This is a genomic window from Kribbella sp. NPDC050470 (genome assembly GCF_044458365.1).
In the GTDB taxonomy this organism is placed as follows: Bacteria; Actinomycetota; Actinomycetes; order Propionibacteriales; family Kribbellaceae; genus Kribbella.
This window is the reverse complement of the sequence record NZ_JBITHV010000004.1, coordinates 136,329-151,928: the sequence shown is the minus strand read 5'-3', so window position 1 is coordinate 151,928 and position 15,600 is coordinate 136,329. Positions and strand designations below refer to the sequence as shown.

At 68.6% G+C, this 15,600-nt stretch carries 18 protein-coding genes; 6 read left to right on the top strand and 12 right to left on the bottom strand.

What is annotated here, in order from left to right; all coding sequences use genetic code 11:
* Positions 1-237 precede the first annotated feature (237 nt).
* Complete coding sequence (locus tag ACIBGM_RS12730) at positions 238-414, bottom strand: hypothetical protein (protein ID WP_396385498.1); 177 nt, start codon at positions 412-414, stop codon at positions 238-240.
* A gap of 36 nt (positions 415-450) precedes the next feature.
* Between ACIBGM_RS12730 and ACIBGM_RS12725 the strand changes: the two genes are divergently transcribed.
* On the top strand, positions 451-582 hold the full coding sequence (locus ACIBGM_RS12725; protein ID WP_360519210.1) for a hypothetical protein: 132 nt from the start codon (positions 451-453) through the stop codon (positions 580-582).
* A 338-nt stretch (positions 583-920) separates the two neighbouring features.
* On the opposite strand, the gene ACIBGM_RS12720 is transcribed toward ACIBGM_RS12725, so the two are convergent.
* The 6 genes from ACIBGM_RS12720 to ACIBGM_RS12695 form a co-directional block, all read right to left on the bottom strand.
* Positions 921-1,499, bottom strand: a complete 579-nt coding sequence (locus ACIBGM_RS12720; RefSeq protein WP_396385496.1) for a hypothetical protein — start codon at positions 1,497-1,499, stop codon at positions 921-923.
* Between the two features lie 20 nt (positions 1,500-1,519).
* Positions 1,520-2,329: an endonuclease/exonuclease/phosphatase family protein gene (locus tag ACIBGM_RS12715; protein ID WP_360519216.1), complete on the bottom strand. Its 810-nt coding sequence runs from the start codon at positions 2,327-2,329 to the stop codon at positions 1,520-1,522.
* A 364-nt stretch (positions 2,330-2,693) separates the two neighbouring features.
* Positions 2,694-3,599 (bottom strand): carbohydrate ABC transporter permease, encoded by a 906-nt coding sequence (locus tag ACIBGM_RS12710; protein ID WP_360519219.1) that lies wholly within the window; start codon positions 3,597-3,599, stop codon positions 2,694-2,696.
* Positions 3,592-4,530 carry a sugar ABC transporter permease gene (locus ACIBGM_RS12705; RefSeq protein ID WP_360519222.1) on the bottom strand — a complete coding sequence of 313 codons (939 nt, stop codon included), beginning with the start codon at positions 4,528-4,530 and terminating at the stop codon, positions 3,592-3,594. The genes ACIBGM_RS12710 and ACIBGM_RS12705 overlap by 8 nt, the downstream gene beginning before the upstream one ends.
* Positions 4,527-5,801 (bottom strand): extracellular solute-binding protein, encoded by a 1,275-nt coding sequence (locus ACIBGM_RS12700; RefSeq protein ID WP_396385494.1) that lies wholly within the window; start codon positions 5,799-5,801, stop codon positions 4,527-4,529. The genes ACIBGM_RS12705 and ACIBGM_RS12700 overlap by 4 nt, the downstream gene beginning before the upstream one ends.
* A 106-nt stretch (positions 5,802-5,907) precedes the next feature.
* The gene (locus ACIBGM_RS12695; protein WP_396385493.1) at positions 5,908-6,993 is read right to left on the bottom strand and encodes a substrate-binding domain-containing protein; all 1,086 of its coding nucleotides are present in this window, start codon (positions 6,991-6,993) and stop codon (positions 5,908-5,910) included.
* Positions 6,994-7,097: 104 nt separating this feature from the next.
* On the opposite strand from ACIBGM_RS12695, the gene ACIBGM_RS12690 reads away from it, so the two are divergent.
* Together ACIBGM_RS12690 and ACIBGM_RS12685 are read left to right on the top strand one after the other, a co-directional pair.
* Positions 7,098-7,712: a DUF624 domain-containing protein gene (locus tag ACIBGM_RS12690; RefSeq protein WP_360519231.1), complete on the top strand. Its 615-nt coding sequence runs from the start codon at positions 7,098-7,100 to the stop codon at positions 7,710-7,712.
* 59 nt (positions 7,713-7,771) lie between these two features.
* Complete coding sequence (locus ACIBGM_RS12685) at positions 7,772-9,256, top strand: DHA2 family efflux MFS transporter permease subunit (RefSeq protein WP_396385491.1); 1,485 nt, start codon at positions 7,772-7,774, stop codon at positions 9,254-9,256.
* A 78-nt stretch (positions 9,257-9,334) separates the two neighbouring features.
* On the opposite strand, the gene ACIBGM_RS12680 is transcribed toward ACIBGM_RS12685, so the two are convergent.
* Positions 9,335-9,898: a hypothetical protein gene (locus tag ACIBGM_RS12680; RefSeq protein ID WP_360519237.1), complete on the bottom strand. Its 564-nt coding sequence runs from the start codon at positions 9,896-9,898 to the stop codon at positions 9,335-9,337.
* Between the two features lie 180 nt (positions 9,899-10,078).
* Between ACIBGM_RS12680 and ACIBGM_RS12675 the strand changes: the two genes are divergently transcribed.
* Together ACIBGM_RS12675 and ACIBGM_RS12670 are read left to right on the top strand one after the other, a co-directional pair.
* Positions 10,079-12,523, top strand: a complete 2,445-nt coding sequence (locus ACIBGM_RS12675; protein WP_396385489.1) for a Tex family protein — start codon at positions 10,079-10,081, stop codon at positions 12,521-12,523.
* Between the two features lie 63 nt (positions 12,524-12,586).
* Positions 12,587-13,129 carry a dihydrofolate reductase family protein gene (locus ACIBGM_RS12670; RefSeq protein ID WP_396385488.1) on the top strand — a complete coding sequence of 181 codons (543 nt, stop codon included), beginning with the start codon at positions 12,587-12,589 and terminating at the stop codon, positions 13,127-13,129.
* Here the strand turns inward: ACIBGM_RS12670 and ACIBGM_RS12665 are convergent.
* Both ACIBGM_RS12665 and ACIBGM_RS12660 read right to left on the bottom strand, forming a co-directional pair.
* A complete protein-coding gene (locus ACIBGM_RS12665; RefSeq protein ID WP_396385487.1) occupies positions 13,108-13,317 on the bottom strand; it encodes a heavy-metal-associated domain-containing protein in 210 nt (69 codons plus the stop codon). The genes ACIBGM_RS12670 and ACIBGM_RS12665 overlap by 22 nt on opposite strands.
* Positions 13,314-13,694, bottom strand: a complete 381-nt coding sequence (locus tag ACIBGM_RS12660) for a nuclear transport factor 2 family protein (RefSeq protein WP_396385486.1) — start codon at positions 13,692-13,694, stop codon at positions 13,314-13,316. The genes ACIBGM_RS12665 and ACIBGM_RS12660 overlap by 4 nt, the downstream gene beginning before the upstream one ends.
* A gap of 37 nt (positions 13,695-13,731) precedes the next feature.
* Here ACIBGM_RS12660 and ACIBGM_RS12655 point away from each other — a divergent pair, with 37 nt between their 5' ends.
* Positions 13,732-14,307 (top strand): TetR/AcrR family transcriptional regulator, encoded by a 576-nt coding sequence (locus ACIBGM_RS12655; RefSeq protein WP_396385484.1) that lies wholly within the window; start codon positions 13,732-13,734, stop codon positions 14,305-14,307.
* 13 nt (positions 14,308-14,320) lie between these two features.
* Here the strand turns inward: ACIBGM_RS12655 and ACIBGM_RS12650 are convergent, their stop codons facing one another.
* Positions 14,321-15,097: a GNAT family N-acetyltransferase gene (locus ACIBGM_RS12650; RefSeq protein WP_396385483.1), complete on the bottom strand. Its 777-nt coding sequence runs from the start codon at positions 15,095-15,097 to the stop codon at positions 14,321-14,323.
* 41 nt (positions 15,098-15,138) lie between these two features.
* Positions 15,139-15,558, bottom strand: a complete 420-nt coding sequence (locus ACIBGM_RS12645; RefSeq protein WP_360519258.1) for a helix-turn-helix transcriptional regulator — start codon at positions 15,556-15,558, stop codon at positions 15,139-15,141.
* Positions 15,559-15,600 lie beyond the last annotated feature (42 nt).

Sequence of the window (15,600 nt, the reverse complement as noted above, 5' to 3'; positions counted from 1 at the left end):
GGCAGTCACGCCCTGAATCCTAACCGCAGACCGGGCTCTTCACGAGGCGCGGCGGGCATAGGCGTCGACGTACTCCTGCTGCGAGTGGCCTCCGCCACGGCCTGGCCACCTTCCGCACCCACTCGAGCCCTCGACCTCCTCGGAACAGAAGACGTCCCCTCGTGCAGGAGATCATCCGCGCCCACCTTCGCCAGATCACGCTATGTAACGAACACCCGTCCCAGGACGATGGAACGGTCAGCAGCCCAGTTCTGAGGGGGGCAGGGGGCCGCGATTCGCCGCGTCGACGCCGTGGTGGAAGTCCGGGCTGACCATCGGTGGCGCCGCGTTCGTCGTCGGCGCCGCGGTCGGTGCGGTCACCGTCAACGGTGGCACCACCTCGTCGTCGGTTGCCAGTTCGACCCCGACCGTCACGGTCAGCGTTCCGACGGAGACTGCTACTGGGCTCGATTGAAGAACACCAGTGGAGACTTCGAGGCGATTCTTGCCAACGGCAACGGAGCCAACCAGGTCGTCACGATCAAGAAGTCGGACAAGGCGTTCGAGAGCGCACGATGTGCGCCGTGGACCAAAGTGCGCTGACCGTCAGCTAGTTCCGCGTCAAGCAATGTTGTGGTCGTAACTGTACGAGGCGAGATCGAGCTGTCCTGCCGCCTGTACGGGTTGGCCGGGCTGGTGGGGAGTCCTACGCCCCTGAAGCGACCAGCAGGACTCCCCGGTCGTGTGGAGGGGCCCATCGGACAGGTAGTGCACCTGCGGGACGCCGTACACTCCGATGCGCTCACGCTCAACCGCACTGCCCGCGCAGTGACACCACCTGTCCGTCTGTCCACCAACCCATCGCGGCGCCACCCGAGGCCGCTGCCCCCTCACCGGCTGACCCCGCCAGCGCTTGGCAACGCCGCGGCGACAGCCTCGACCTATCTGGATGCGGCACTAGCGCGCAGAGCGTCGTACACGTCTCGGACGTAGTAGGTATCTGCGAGGGCGTCGTGGATGGTGTAGTCGGCTTGGTCGACTCCGACGGCGGCGGACATGGCGGCGACGTCGGCGGTTGGTTCGGCGTTGGTGCGGGCGATGAGTTGGCTGATGATGCAGACGAGGCGGAAGTCCCAGGGGACGTCGGCGGCCTCGGCAGCGACCAGGCCGTTGCGGTGCATGAGGTGGAGGACGTCGGTCGCGTCCATCCAGGGTGCTGCGCCGACCCAGAGCGGCTGGTCGGCAGTGAGGTCGACCATGAGCTCGGCGGCCTCGCGGCCGGAGCAGACGTTCTCGGCGGAGTCGTTCAGGGAAGGATGGCGGCGGAAGCGGCTGACCTCCAGGGCCTGCTCGGTCGAGGTCGACAGGTCGAGCTCGTCGAGGCGGATGAACCGGTTGTACGCCGTCTCGCGCCCGTCGTCCTCGCGGCGGATGACGGCCAACTGCCAGATCTGTCGCCCGCCGGGCAGCCAGGGCTCGCGCACACTCGTGGTTTCCAGGTCGACGAAGACGATCGGCATGCCGACGAGTATTCCGGCGATCAGATCAGTTCGTAGTTCAGATCGGTGAGTACGCCGAAGTGGTCGCTGAGCCAGGTGTTGTCGACGGGGGCGTCACCGACGAGTTCGGTGTGCTGGATGTGGGCGCGGGCGTCTGGGTGGGCGTGAGTGGAGCCGACGAAGATGTAGTCGATGCGGCGGCGGTGGCGGGGCTGGCCGATCAGGTGGTCGATCTCCTCGGCGGCCAGCGGGTTCGCGACGGTCCAGGTGAAGCCGAGGCCTTGGCCGGCGACGGCCCAGGCGTCGTGGTAGTGCGTGCTGCGCCCGCGGAGGGCCTGCAGGCCGGCCAGGAAGCGGATGCCGGCCGACTTCGGTGTCGCGTTCAGGTCGCCGGCGATGATCGAGGGCAACCGGAACCGATGCAGCTCGTCGACCTCGACCGCCGCGATCAACTGCTGCTCCCGGGCCGCTGCCTGATCGAGCCGCCACGGCGTCGACGGGTGGATGAACAGCAACTCACCCAACTCGGGTACGTCGACCGCCGCCGCCAGCGTCCACCAATGGTCGTCCGATCCCGCTTCCGGGCGGTGCTCCGCCACGTCGACGACGCGATGCGGCCACCGGGACGCGAACACCGAACCGTGCCGCCAACGGGACACCAGCACCTCGGACTGGTGCGTCGTGTGGGTCAGCCCGGTGCCCTCGATCAACTGACCGAGTTGGGGATCGCAGACCTCCTGCAGCGCCACCAGGTCCGGCTCGAGCCGCCGGAGCTCGGCGTTGATCAGCTCGGTACGGCGGGGGTCGCCGGCGTCGTGCTGGACGTTCAGGGTAAGCACGCGGATCCGCATGCTCTCTTTAGTTCCCCAGCGAGGGTCCGCCTACCCACCGTCGCCCGACGGCCGCGAAACGTAGTACGAAAGCGGCATTTCGCAGGAACGCGCAGAAATCCTCCGGAAAGTCAGCCAGAAATCCGGACGAATGATGTAACGACGGCCACACTGTGCCGATAAAAGGGTGAGCGACCCGGCGGGGGGAACCGAGTGGGAAGCTCCGGTGTTTCTTCGGGACCACCGCGTGTTGTGGGGGGCCTCGCAGGTGCTCACCCGGGGCGGGGTGAGCACCTGTACGAGGTTTCTGCCCTCCACCGCCCCGAGCGGGGGCGGTTGCTACCTCTCTCTCCCCGCCCCGAGCGAAGCGAGGGGCGGTTGCTTTTCAGCCCTTGATGCCGACGTTGGCCATTCCTTCGATGAACCGCTTCTGCGCGAACACGAACAGCACGATCATCGGCAGCGCGGCCAGCGCCGTACCCGCCATCAGGTAGGGCCACTGGATGTCGTCCGGGTTCTGCGCGAAGATCGCCAGCCCGAGCTGCAGCGGCCGCATCGAGTCCGATGTGGTGATCATCAACGGCCACAGGAACCCGTTCCAGGCCGCCTCGATCTGGAACACGCAGATGGTGATCAGGGCCGGCTTGATCAGCGGCGTCATGATCCGCCAGAAGATGCCGAACTCACCGAGCCCGTCGACCCGGGCCGCCTGCGCCAGCTCGTCCGGCAGCGAGACGAAGAACTGCCGGGCCAGGAAGGTGAACAGCGGCGCGGCGCCGAGCGGGATGATCAGGCCCCACCAGGAGTTCAGCCAGCCGATCCCGCCCTGGCCGAGGATGTTGTTGCCGCCGAACAGCGGGATCGACTTCACGATCAGGAACAGCGGCACCAGGATGATCTGGAACGGCACCAGCAGCAGCACGATGAAGTAGTTCAGCAACGCCTTCGAGCCGCGCAGCGGCAACTTGGCCAGCGCGTACCCGGCCGTCGTGCAGACCGCCAGCGTGAACAGCGTCTCACCGACCGCGATGAACAGGCTGTTGCGGAAGTATCGCAGGAACGGCGCGGTCTCCATCGCCTCGGTGAAGTTGCGCCAGCGCAGCTCGTTCGGCAGCCAGGAGAAGTCCATGATCTCCTGGTTGCTCTTCAGCGCGGTCAGCACCATCCAGACGAACGGCGTGATCATCAGGATCGAGCCGACCGTCAGTACGACGTACAACAGGATCCGGCCGACCCGGATCGACGACGGCTTCGGCGCGGCCGCGGGGCCGGCCACAGTCACGCTAGTCATTGGAATCCGCCTTCTGGAGCAGGCGCCCGACGCCGATGAACGCGGCGATCACGATCATCATGATCACCGTCTCGGCGGACGCGTAGCCGAGTTTCAGGTCCGTGAACGCGTTCTGGTAGATGTCCAGCACCAGCACCCGGGTCTCGGTGCCGGGGCCGCCCTGGGTCATCACGTAGACCAGGTCGAACACCTGGAAGGTGCCGACGATCGACGTGATCAGGACGAAGAACTGCACCGGGCCGAGCGCCGGCCAGGTCACGTTGGCGAACTTCTGCCAGCGGCCGGCGCCGTCGATCTCGGCCGACTCCAGCAGGTCCCGGGAGACGCCCTGCAACGCGGCCAGGTAGATGATGATCTTCGTGCCCAGGCCCTGCCAGACACCGATCACCATCAGCGACGGCAGCGCGGTCGCCGGGTCGGACAGCCACTGGGTGGGCGCGAAGCCGAACAGGCTGAGGAAGCCGTTCGCCAGGCCGGAGCCCGGGTTGTAGATCCACAACCAGACTGTGGCGATCGCGACCGTCGCGGTCACCGTCGGGATGTAGAACGCGGTCCGGAAGAAGCCGAGCGCCTTGATCTTCTGGTTCAGCCCGACCGCGACCGCGAGCGCGATCGCCATCGAGACCGGGATCACCACCAGCGCGTACAGCACGGTGTTCCACAGCGACGCCTGGAAGTCGACGTCGCGGAACAGGTCGGCGTAGTTGCCGAACCCGACCCAGGCCCAGGAGTCACCGAAGCTGTAGTCGGTGAGGCTGAGCACCAGGACGGCGATCACCGGGATCACGATGAAGACCCCGGAGTGCAGCAGCGCCGGGGACAGCAGGATCCAGCCGGCCCGGGCCTGGCCGCGGATCAGCGTCCGGCTGTCCTTGGCGGGTGCCACCTTCCGCGGAGTGCTGACCGCGGGACGTTCCAGAGTTGTACTCATCTGCTCTGCCCTGCCAGGTTGGCCAGCACCTTGGCGGGATCCTTCTGACCGAGGACCGCCTGGGTGAGCTGGATGTCGAAGTTGCCACGCATCTCGAGCCAGTTGGACGGCACCTCGTTCTCGTTGACCGCGTAGACGAGGCCGTCGGCGACGAACTGGCTCAACGGGTTCGACCTCGCCTGCGGCGAGTTGCTGGCGTCCTTGTAGGCCGGGATCTTGCGGTTCAGCTTGGCCAGCGCGTCCAGCGTGGTCGGCTTGGTCAGCGACTGGATGAAGGTCCAGGCCGCGTCCTTGTGCCGGCTGCGGGACCCGATCGACGCCAGGTCGCCACCGACGTACTCGATCTCCTTGCCGCTGTTGAAGCGGAAGAACTTGAGGTCGTCGCAGTTCTTCTTGCCGATGCCCTTCTCGGAGCAGTCGACCGCGCCGGTGACGATGCCCATCGCGGCCTTGCCGCTGAACACGAGCGCCGTCTGCGACGCGCTGCGCTCGCCGTACGGCTGGACGTTGTTGATCATCGACTTGATCCACAGCAGCGTGTCCAGGCCCTGCTGGTTGTCGAAGTTCGGCTCGCCGCCGACGTAGAGCGGTGTGCCGGTCGAGGCCAGGAAGGTGGTGAACGACTGCCGGAAACCGGTCGGCGAGGCGAGGTCGAACCCGCTGCGGGTGATCGCCCCGTTCGCGTCCCGCTTGGTCAGCTTCTCGGCCGCCACCTTGATGTCGGCCAGCGAGGTCGGCGGCTTGTCCGGGTCGAGGCCGGCCTCCCGGAACGCGCTCTTGCGCAGCGCGACCGCGCGGGCGTCGGCGAGCAGCGGGTAGGCGTACAGCTTGTTGTCGTACGTCGCCGCCGGGATCAGCGCGGCGACACTCTTCTCCCGGATCACGTCCGGCGTGACGCCGTACTTCCCCAGGTCGGCGAAGATCCGCTTCGAGGCGAACGGCTGGACCCAGCCGACACCGGTGACGATCACGTCGTACGGGATACCGGCCGCGATCGAGGTGGACAGCTTCTCGTTCAGGTTCGTGTACGTCGCGAAGTCCGGCTCGACCTTCATGTTCGGATAGGTCTTGCGGAAGTCGTCGACGACCTTCTGGAACTCCTCCCGGCCCTGCGTACTGGGCGGGAAGGACGGGATCAGTACCCGTAACGTCCCGGTGGCCTCGGCCGGCGGGACGCCGTCCGTGCTCTTGTCGATCACCCCGTTGCCACAACTGCTGACCAGCACGCTGAGCGCGGCCGCCAGCACGGTCAGTCCCACACCACGTCTCACAGGGGAGCTCCTTCGCTGCCGAACCCTGGGTTTTGCCCAAGTGCAGCGAAAGTATGGGAAAGGGCTTTCCTCGTCAATACCTGGACGCTCGAATGATCACTATCGATCAGTTCCGGAACAAAGCGATGCCCGGTTCCACGCTGCGCGCCGCCCCGCAGGAGGTCCGGATGTTGAGGTCGGGCAGCAGGCTGAGATGCTGCACCGGGCCTGGACCGGCCTGGAGCTTGCGCAACAGCAGCTCGCAGGCCATCTCACCGAGGGCGAACTTCGGCGGGCAGACAGCAGTCAGCGGTACGACGGCCAGCGCAGCCGTCACGTCGTTGTACGCGATGACGGCCAGGTCCTCGGGCACCCGCAGACCACGCTCCATCGCCCGCTCGACCAGCCGCGCACCGTGCTCGTCGGAGTGCACCAGCACCGCCCGGCTGCCGAACGACTCGCACTCGGCGAGGAACGCGTCGAGCTGAGCCACCGCGGCCGGATCCTCCCCATGCGCCGGCAGGTCCACCGGGGACAGGAACAGCTCGACGTCCAGCGTGGACGCGGCTGCCTCGATTCCACGCCGGAGCCAGTGCGCCGTCACCGTCGCCTGCAAGTTGATCGCGACCCGCCGGTGCCCGAGTCCGACGAAGTGCCGCAGGGCGAGCATGGCGCCGTACGCGTGGTCGGTGCGGACGTGGTCGTACTCGCGCGCCACCTGCGGGAACCCGAACGCCCGCTCCATCAGCACCACCGGCACGTCGATCTCGTCCAGCCGGGAGCCGAGCCGGTCCGCGTCGCCGTCGCCGAGCGCGGTGCTGATCAGCAACCCGGCCACCCCGACCCCGAGCACCCGGTCGATCCGTTCGCGCTCCTTGTCGGCGTCGTACCCGGAGACTCCGAGCACCAGGCGGGCGCCGTACCGGTCGGCCATCGCCTCGGCGCCACGGATCACGTCGGAGTAGTACGACGCCGCGCTCGGTACGACGATGCCGATCGTCAACTGGCTGCCGTGCCCGGCCCGGCCCTCCGGGCTGGCGCCGATCGCGCCACCGTGCACGCGGCGGAGCAGGCCGGCGGAGTCCAGCTCCGCGAGGTCCCGGCGTACTGTGATCGCGGAGACGCCGAGCTCGGCGGCCAGCTCGGCCACCCGGAGCCGGCCGTGCCGCCGCAGGCTCCGCAGGATCAGCTCGTGGCGCTCCGGTGCAAGCATGCAGTCCCCTTGCTGTGTCCCAGTGATCCCGCGCAGTGATCTGGCGCGTGATTGAACGTGATCATACGATCAACGCAGCCCGCGCGGAACGAGGAGGCAAATCAGTGGAAGGTGCCGGCCGGACCAACGCCGTCCTGGCGAAGCTGACGATGATCGGCGACCTGCTCCTGCTGCAGCTGGTCTTCCTGGTCCTGAGCGTCGGCATCGTCACGCTGTTCCCGGCGGCGTTCGCGATGCAGCGGGTGGTCCCGGACGCGATCAGCCAGGACCGCCCGGCGCTGATGAGGCGGTTCTTCCAGCAGTTCCGCTGGGCGTTCAGGCGGTTCTGGCTGCTCGGGCTGGGGCTGTACTTCGGCGGGATCGCGCTCGCCTTCGGCCTGGCGTTCTGGGCCTACAGCGACGGCGCGATGCGGATCTTCGCGCTGGCCGTGCTGATCCCGCTGACCGGGATGATCGCCGGCCTGTACCTGAGCGCGCTCGCCGTCCTGCCCGAAGCCGGTGACGAGACGACCACGAAGAGCCTGTTCCGGTCCGCGAACCTGTTCCTGCTCCGCCGGTCGCTGCCGGTCGCCGGCGGGGTGGTCGCGCTGTTCACCTGGTTCGCGCTGGTGTCGCAGGTCGTGACCCTGTTCGTGGTCGGATCCGGCCTGGTCCCGGCGCTGATCGCGTACTGGATGTCGAGGCCGTCCAGAAAAACTTCGGAGGACGTGTCAATCTGAGCGGTCCTGGTCCGACGTAAGGGTGTAAGGCCCCCTTCGGACCAAGGAGAGAAACCGGAATGTACGCGACGACCGAAACCCTGGCGACGACGCCGGCCGCGCAGGGCGGCCGCTCGCGCTGGCTGGCCCTCTACACGCTGTGCGCGGGCATGTTGATGATCGTGCTCGACGTCACCGTGGTGAACGTGGCCCTGCCGGCCATCCAGGACGACCTCGGCTTCACCAGCTCCTCCCTCGCGTGGGTGGTGAACGCCTACCTGATCGCCTTCGGCGGCCTGCTGCTGCTGGCCGGCCGGCTCGGCGACCTCCTCGGCCGCCGGAACGTCTTCGTCGGCGGACTGATCGTCTTCACCGCCGCCTCGGTGCTGTGCGGGCTCGCGCAGAGCCAGGAGGTGCTGGTGATCGCCCGCTTCGTCCAGGGTGTCGGCGGCGCGCTGACCTCCGCGGTGATCCTGGGCATGATCGTGACCCTGTTCCCCGAGCCGCGCGAGCAGGCCAAGGCGATCGGCGTCTACGCCTTCGTCGCGTCGGCCGGCGGTTCGATCGGCCTGCTTGCGGGCGGTGTCCTGACCCAGGCGATCAACTGGCACTGGATCTTCTTCGTCAACCTGCCGATCGGCGCGCTGACCGCCGTCCTGGCCGTCCGCCTGATCGACAAGGACAGGGGGCTGGGGCTCGGCCGCGGCACCGACGTGCCGGGCGCCGTACTGATCACCGCGGCGCTGATGGTCGGCGTCTTCACCATCGTCAAGCCGGCCGCCGAAGAGGGCTGGACCGCACCGCGGACGCTGGTGCTCGGCCTGGTCACCGTCGTCCTGCTGGCTGCCTTCATCGTCCGTGAGGCCACCGCCGCCAACCCGCTGGTGCCGCTGCGGATCTTCCGCTCCCGCAACCTGACCGGCGCGAACCTGGTCCAGGCGCTGACCGGCTCCGGGATGTTCGGCATCTTCTTCCTCGGCTCGCTCTACCTGCAGCGAGTGCTCGGGTACGACGCTCTGGAGATCGGACTGGCGTTCCTGCCGACGACCGTGGTGATGGGCCTGCTGTCGGTGCGGTACTCGGACAAGCTGGTGATGCGGTTCGGTCCGCGCCGCCCGCTGATCGCCGGACTGGTGCTGATCGTGGCCGGGCTGGTCCTGTTCACCCAGGCGCCGGTCGGTGGCAACTACTTCGTCCACGTGCTGCCCGTCCTGGTTCTGCTGGGCCTCGGCGCCGGCGTCTGCTTCCCGGCGCTGATGGGGCTGTCGATGGCAGACGTGAAGCCCCAGGACGCGGGGCTGGCCTCCGGGCTGATCGGCACCACCGCCCAGGTCGGCGCTGCCCTGGGCCTGGCGGTCCTGGCCACGCTGTCCGCCACCCGCACCGCCGGACTGGAGGCCGCGGGCAAGGCTTCGCTGGACGCGCTGACCTCCGGCTACCACCTGTCCTTCGCGATCGCAGCGGTCATCGTGGCCGCGGCAGTGGTGATCGCCTGCACCCTGATGCGCCCGGCAAAGCAGCCGGTTGAGGTCGCTCCCGAGGAAGTTGCTCTGGAAGCAGCCTGACGAAGTACGGCGACCTCCCCACACCGCGGGTGTGGGGAGGTCGTCACCAACTCCCCCGCACCGAATTGTCTTTGTCTTTTATTTGCGGTGTCTTGCGTGCGTCTCCGCGTACCACTGCCACCAGGCCAGGCCGCGGCGGCGGGCGCCGATGGTCAGCAACAGCATGGCGAGCAGGAGAAGGGCCAACCCGCCACCGGCCAGGCCGAGACCCAGCCGGTAGGTGTTCTTGTCGGCGACCCACTTCTCCGCGTCGACGAGGGCCAGCGCCTTCGCAGGTTCGGACTGGCGGTAGACGATGTGCAGCGGCGAGGCGTAGCGAGTACCGGCCGCAGGAGTCTGCACACCTTCCGCCATCCCCTGGCGATCGTCCTCGATGTGGTCGAGCGTAGTCCGGATCCGGTCCACGCCACCGGCCGTGAAGTCGACGCGCACCTCGCTGATCGCCGGCCGGCCCGCGCCACCGGTGACCTCGACCTGGACCGAGTCGGCCACCGTCTCGATCCCGTTGTCGAGCAGCTCACGGCTGAGCCGCTGCCGGGACGAGACGTCGACCAGCACCAGGACGCCGAGCACGATCAGGACGACCGCGGGCAGCGCGATCCACGTCGGCCACCGACCCCGGGACTCGTTCTCCCGGCTCATCGGCGTACCGCCGCATCGAACTGCGCCATGTGTTCCTCCCAGGCCGTGGCGTGATCATTGCACGGAAGATGTCCACAGGCTGGGGTATCGGGTTTCGGAGTGGGGGGTGGGATGGGGAAGGATATGGGCCACGCGGGTGCGGGTCGCCCGGGCAGGTTGTCGGTAGAGGGGAATCGGACAGTGGTGGTGCAGTCGGTCGAGCAGCGGATCGCCAGCGAGCTGGAGGTCGGCGAGAACCAGGTGCGGGCAGCGGTGGCGCTGCTCGACGAGGGGTCGACGGTTCCGTTCATCGCGCGGTACCGCAAAGAGGTCACCGGGATGCTCGACGACGCGCAACTGCGCACGCTCGAGGAACGCCTGCGGTACCTTCGCGAGCTGGAGGAACGCCGGCAGACGGTGCTCGAGTCGATCGAGAGCCAGGGCAAGCTGGACGACGCGCTGAAGGAGCAGATCCTTGCCGCCGACACCAAGTCGCGGCTCGAGGACATCTACCTTCCGTTCAAGCCCAAACGCCGTACCAAGGCGATGATCGCCCGCGAGGCCGGGCTCGAGCCGCTCGCCGACGGGCTGCTCGCCGACCCGGACGTCGAGCCGTTCGCGGCCGCCGCGGTGTTCGTCAACACCGAGGCCGGCGTGGCCGACCCGCAGGCGGCGCTGGACGGCGCGCGGGCGATCCTGGTCGAGCGCTTCGCGGAGAACGCCGACCTGATCGGCGAGCTGCGCGAGCGGCTGTGGACGCAGGGCCGGCTCGCCTCGGCGGTCCGGGAGGGCAAGGAGACCGACGGCGCGAAGTTCTCGGACTACTTCGACTTCGACGAGCCGTTCACCAAGATGCCGTCGCACCGGATCCTGGCCATGTTCCGCGGCGAGAAGGAGGACGTGCTCACGCTGACCGTCGAGCCGCTCCCGGCCGGCGTCGAGCCCGACGGCCCGACCGAGTACGAGACGACCATCGCCCGCACCCACGGCATCGAGAACCAGGGCCGCGCCGCGGACAAGTGGCTGGTCGAGACGGTCCGCTGGGCCTGGCGGACGAAGATCCTGGTGCACCTGGGCATCGACCTGCGGATGCGGCTGCGGCAGGTCGCCGAGGACGAGGCGATCCGGGTGTTCGCGGCCAACCTGCGCGACCTGCTGCTGGCCGCCCCGGCCGGCACCCGGGCGACGATGGGCCTGGACCCGGGCTTCCGGACCGGCGTGAAGGTCGCCGTGGTCGACGCCACCGGCAAGGTGGTCAACACCGGCGTCATCTACCCGCACGTCCCGCAGAACCAGTGGGACAAGTCGATCGCCACCCTGGCCGCGCTGGCCGCCGCGCACAACGTCGAGCTGATTGCCATCGGCAACGGGACGGCATCGCGCGAGACCGACAAGCTGGCCGCCGAGCTGATCGCCAAGCACCCTGAGCTCAAGCTGACCAAGGCAGTCGTCTCCGAGGCCGGCGCCTCGGTGTACTCGGCGTCCGCGTTCGCCTCCCAGGAGCTGCCCGGGATGGACGTGTCGCTGCGCGGCGCGGTCTCGATCGCCCGCCGGTTGCAGGACCCGCTGGCCGAGCTGGTGAAGATCGACCCGAAGTCGATCGGTGTCGGCCAGTACCAGCACGACCTCGCCGAGAACGCCTTGTCCCGCTCGCTCGACGCCGTCGTCGAGGACTGTGTGAACGCGGTCGGCGTCGACCTGAACACGGCGTCCGCGCCGCTGCTGACCCGGGTCTCCGGGATCACCCAGGGGCTGGCCGACAACATCGTCCAGCACCGCGACGTCAACGGCCCGTTCAAGTCCCGCACGGCGCTGAAGGAGGTGGCGCGGCTCGGACCGAAGGCGTTCGAGCAGGCGGCCGGCTTCCTCCGGATCCCCGACGGCGACGACCCGCTGGACGCCTCCAGCGTGCACCCGGAGGCCTACCCGGTGGTCCGCCGGATCCTGGACGCGACCGGCTCCGACGTGAAGGCGCTGATCGGGTCCGCGGAGCTGAAGCGGCTCAAGGCGGCGGACTTCGTCGACGACATGTTCGGCCTGCCGACGGTGACCGACATCCTGGCCGAACTGGAGAAGCCGGGCCGGGACCCGCGGCCCGCGTTCAAGACCGCGGTGTTCGCCGAGGGTGTGGACAAGATCGCCGACCTGAAGCCGGGGATGCGGCTGGAGGGCCAGGTCACCAACGTCGCCGCGTTCGGGGCGTTCATCGACATCGGTGTGCACCAGGACGGGCTGGCGCACGTGTCGGCGCTGTCGAAGAACTTCGTCAAGGATCCGCGCGAGGTCGTCAAGCCCGGTGACATCGTCAAGGTGAAGGTGCTCGAGGTCGACATCCCGCGGAAACGGATCTCGCTGACCCTGCGGCTCGACGACGAGCCCGGCGCCGGCGGGGGTCGCCCGGGTGACCGTGGCGCGCGCGGCGGCAACCAAGGCGGCCAGGGCAACCAGGGCGGTCGAGGCCAGGGCGGTCGCGGGCCTGGCGGTCAAGGCGGTCGCGGTCAGGGTGGCCGGGGTTCCGGTGGTCAGGGCCGCGGCGGGCGTGGGCAGGGCGGTCAAGGTGGCCGCGGCGGCTCGCAGCAGGAGACGCCGATGGACGAGACCTCGCTCGCCGACGCCTTCCGGAAGGCGGGCTTCACCGTCCGTTGACGTCGACGGGTGGCGGTCGGTTCCGACGTACCAGCTGAAACTCGCTGTCAAGGAGGAGTGCTGATGCGGGATCTGGTCGTCACTCAGAACATCACCGTGGACGGTGTCGTCGAGGCGGGTGACTGGTTCGACCCAGGCGGCGGCGGGCAGGACCTGCTCGACGTGTTGAACGAGCAGGCCTCACGGGCGGACGGGTTCCTGACCGGGCGGCTGACGTTCGAGTCGATGCGCGAGTTCTGGCCGCAGCAGACCGACGACACGACCGGGGTCACGGCGTACCTGAACCAGGTGCACAAGTACGTCGTCTCGACCACGCTGCAGGATCCCGGCTGGGAGCCGACCACGATCCTGCGCGACCTGGACCACGTACGGCGGATCAAGGCCGAGCCGGGGCGGGACATCGTCTGCACCGGCAGCATCAGCCTCGCGCACGCACTCATCGCCGCCGACCTCGTCGACGAGTACCGACTGTTCGTCTACCCGACCGTGCTCGCCACCGGCCGGCGCCTCTTCCCCGACGGCACGCCACAGTCCCTGCAGCTGACAGACATGCAGTCCTTCGATTCGGGCATCGTCCTGCTGATCTACCGGCTCGCCAACTCGTAGCCGGCTGCCTCGACCGCCGCCCGGACGGCAGCCGGCTCCAGCACGTGTTCGCTGACCACCGTGACCAGTTCGGTGGGCAGGTCGACGCTCACCGACTCGACCCCGGGCAGCGTCTCGAGCTCCTCGGTCACGAAGCGAACGCAGTGCCCGCAGCTCATGCCGAGCACACGGAACTGCTGGGTGCTCATCGCTCGCTCACGTCCCGCGTCGCCTGCGTCGTACGGCGGATCCGCCCGTCCGGCGCCACCTCGCCGAAGAGGTACACCTCGGTCGAGATCGTCCGTCCCCGCCGCAGCTCCGCGTGCACCGTGAAGCGCGCGGCCAACTGGTCACCCGATCGCAGCGCCTCATGCACGTCGTACTTCCAGGCCACGAGGTTCTTCTGCACCGGTCGCAGGTGATCGATCAGCCGCTGCCGATCCAACGTCACGCCGTCGGCGACCTGCTCGACCTCCGGTGTGTAGTACCGATCCACGATCGCCCCGGCGTCGCCGCCCGCGACGATCTCCCGGGTGAACGAGTCGAAGAAGTCGGCGACGTAGTCCCGTGCACTTAAATCTGACATGCTGTCAAAGCTAACTCCGTCCACTAACCTTGACAAGGTGTCAAAGGAAGAGCCGGTACGGCGACGACGGCGCAGAGCGGACGCGGATCGGAGCCGGGACGCAGTGCTGGCCGCCGCGATCACGCTGCTGGACGAGCGGATCGACGCCAGCATGGAGAGCGTCGCAGCGGCAGCGGGGGTCACGCGGCAGACGGTGTACGCGCACTTCCCGTCCCGCGACGTACTGCTGAGCGCAGTCGTCGACGAGCTCACCCGCGAGACCATCGCGGCGATCGACGCGCTCGACCTCGACCACGGACCGGCGCTGGACGGCGTGCTGGCGTTGCTAGACGTGGGCTGGCGTGGATTCGAGCAGCACCCGCTGCTCCTGCATCTGCCGCTGTCACTCGAACAGGACGAACGCCACGAACCAGTGTCCGACCGACTCGAACAACTGATCCGCCGCGGTCAACGCACCAACGAAATCACCCGCGACCTACCGGTCACCTGGCTGATCCCAGCCCTAATAGCCCTCGGCCACACAGCAGGCGATGCAGCAGGCGCCAACCGCCTGCCGCCGAGGAAGGCCGCAGCGGCCCTCCGCACCAGCGTCACCCGCTTGCTGGCTCCGTAAGACCGCGCGGCGATCAGCGGAGGTCGGTGAGGTGGCCTCCGGGGTCGCCTAGGTGGACGGCGGTGGCCTTGGGGGCGTAGCCGAGGCGGCGGTAGATGCGGTCGGCGCCGTCGTCGCCGGGGGTCAGCCAGGCGAGGGTGGCGCCGGCGAGGGTGAAGGCGTGGTGGGTGGCGTAGGCCGTGGCGATTGCGCCGAGACCGCGGCGGCGGTGGGTGTGGATGGTGCCGACGCCGGCGACCTCGGTGACGGCGTCCGCGACTGCGGTCCAGGAGGCACTCGCGGCGGCCACACCGTCGACGCGGACGAGAACCGTACCGCCGTCGGCCGGATCGCCATGCCGACCAAACTCGGCGCCGGGCATGTCGTACGCGTCGGCGGACACTGCGTTCGCCTCGGCATGAGCCTCGTCGGTCGTGGTCACCTCGACTGTGACGCCGTCCGCGAGCTCCGGAAGCTGCAGGTCGGCCGGCTCGACCACGAGCAGCGGCGGACGGGAGACGACTGTCATCCCTTGCGCCTCGAGGGCCTCGGCCAGGCCCGGGTTGGCCTCGTCGACGAGCTCGGCACTGAGCCAGCGCCCTTCGGCCGCGAACGCCTGGCGGACGGTCGCAATCGCCCACGGAACCTCGTCCGGGTCGAACGGTTTGCCGGGTTCGGCCGCGAGCATCGAGGACAGGTACCAGGCGTCACTCTCGTGCAACAGCCCCACCAAAGGCCCGGCCACCACCTGACGCTTCGACCTCGACAATCCGGCCAGCTGAGCCGCGGCGATCCGCGCACCGATCTCCATACTCCGGACCATACGGTGCGCGCACCGCACGACTCGACTGGTTATCCCCGATCGGCGAGCAGCAGCAGGTCCAGCAGACGGTCGAGATCGGCGCCTGAGGGCGAGCGACCGAGTACGACGGCCAGCGAGTCGAGCGTCCCGATCAGACCGGCCCGGACCGCGGCACGCGGGCGGGACTGAGCTGCCGCGACGGCGGCGATCACCCGAGCAGCTCGGGGGGACGCGCCCACGAGGTCCAGGCCGATCGAGGACGGCGGCGCCGGTTCGTCAGGACCGATGCGCACCTCCAGGTGGGCGCCGAGGGCAGTGGCGAGCCGGTCGAGAGCAGAGACGGTCGGGTTGCCGCGCCCGTTCTCGAGGTTGGCGATGTAGGGCACGGACAGACCGGCGTCGACGGCGACCGACGCGATCGTGCGGCCGGCGGCCTTGCGGCGCTCACGCAGTACTTCACCCAGTTCCACGCCGACACTCTATTTCCACAGAACACTCTTGCCAAGATCTAT

Bases quoted from the DNA above. Each gene is read 5' to 3' on its own strand.
- ACIBGM_RS12720 (WP_396385496.1), bottom strand. From the start codon at position 1,499: ATGCCGATCGTCTTCGTCGACCTGGAAACCACGAGTGTGCGCGAGCCC.
- ACIBGM_RS12715 (WP_360519216.1), bottom strand. From the start codon at position 2,329: ATGCGGATCCGCGTGCTTACCCTGAACGTCCAGCACGACGCCGGCGAC.
- ACIBGM_RS12710 (WP_360519219.1), bottom strand. From the start codon at position 3,599: ATGACTAGCGTGACTGTGGCCGGCCCCGCGGCCGCGCCGAAGCCGTCG.
- ACIBGM_RS12705 (WP_360519222.1), bottom strand. From the start codon at position 4,530: ATGAGTACAACTCTGGAACGTCCCGCGGTCAGCACTCCGCGGAAGGTG.
- ACIBGM_RS12695 (WP_396385493.1), bottom strand. From the start codon at position 6,993: ATGCTTGCACCGGAGCGCCACGAGCTGATCCTGCGGAGCCTGCGGCGG.
- ACIBGM_RS12685 (WP_396385491.1), top strand. From the start codon at position 7,772: ATGTACGCGACGACCGAAACCCTGGCGACGACGCCGGCCGCGCAGGGC.
- ACIBGM_RS12680 (WP_360519237.1), bottom strand. From the start codon at position 9,898: ATGAGCCGGGAGAACGAGTCCCGGGGTCGGTGGCCGACGTGGATCGCG.
- ACIBGM_RS12670 (WP_396385488.1), top strand. From the start codon at position 12,587: ATGCGGGATCTGGTCGTCACTCAGAACATCACCGTGGACGGTGTCGTC.
- ACIBGM_RS12665 (WP_396385487.1), bottom strand. From the start codon at position 13,317: ATGAGCACCCAGCAGTTCCGTGTGCTCGGCATGAGCTGCGGGCACTGC.
- ACIBGM_RS12660 (WP_396385486.1), bottom strand. From the start codon at position 13,694: ATGTCAGATTTAAGTGCACGGGACTACGTCGCCGACTTCTTCGACTCG.
- ACIBGM_RS12650 (WP_396385483.1), bottom strand. From the start codon at position 15,097: ATGGAGATCGGTGCGCGGATCGCCGCGGCTCAGCTGGCCGGATTGTCG.